We start from the raw sequence: 875 nt of genomic DNA, 5'->3' as shown, positions 1-875 counted from the left end.
CCGAGGAAGGCGAAGGTCGTCACCAGCAGGCCAGTCAGTGCCCACCATGCCGCCACCGCGCCGCGCAGGCCCTTCATCAGGCGCATATGCAGCCAGGCCGCGTAGTTCAGCCACACGATCAGCGCCCACGTTTCCTTCGGGTCCCAGCTCCAGTAGCCGCCCCACGCTTCCGCGGCCCACAGCGCGCCGAGGATCGTCGCGATCGTGAAGAACGCGAAGCCGACGGCGATCGACTTGTACATCAGGTCGTCGAGCACATCGAGCGGCGGCAGGCGGTCTGCCAGCACGCCGCGCTCTTTCGCCAGATACGCGACCGCGACCATCGCCGACAGCGCGAAACTGCCATAGCCGATGAAGTTGGCCGGCACGTGGATCTTCATCCACCAGCTCTGCAGCGCCGGCACGAGCGGCTGGATCTGCTGGGCGTCACGCGCGACCGAGTACCACATCAGGAAACCGACCGCCGCGCTGATCACCAGCAGCACGAATGCGCCGAGCGCACGCGTGTTGTAGTGCTGCTCGTAGTACAGATAGAACAGCGCGGTGATCAGGCTGAACAGCACGAACACTTCGTACAGGTTCGAGATTGGAATATGGCCGACGTCCGCGCCGATCAGGTACGACTCGTACCAGCGCACCATCAGACCGACAAAGCCCATCACCACCGCGGCCCACGTCATTTTCGAACCGATCGCGGCACCGGTCGGTGAACGCGACAGCAGGCCGATCCAGTAGAAGACGGTGGCGAAGACGAAGAGCGCGCTCATCCACAGAATCGCGGACTGGCTCGACAGGAAATACTTAAGGAAGAACGCGCTATCCGCGCGCGACAGATCGCCCTGATAGATCTGGATTGCCAGCAACGACAGCGCGGC

The 875-nt window shown here is 63.4% G+C and carries 1 protein-coding gene; it reads right to left on the bottom strand.

Translation table 11 applies throughout. The features are described from left to right. Positions 1-875, bottom strand: an 875-nt coding sequence (gene ccsB, locus FSO04_RS45875; protein WP_154568022.1) for a c-type cytochrome biogenesis protein CcsB, incomplete at both ends; no start/stop codon positions are given.

The sequence above is a fragment of the Paraburkholderia madseniana genome (assembly GCF_009690905.1).
Lineage (GTDB): Bacteria > Pseudomonadota > Gammaproteobacteria > Burkholderiales > Burkholderiaceae > Paraburkholderia > Paraburkholderia madseniana.
This window is presented reverse-complemented; position numbering and strand designations above follow the sequence as displayed.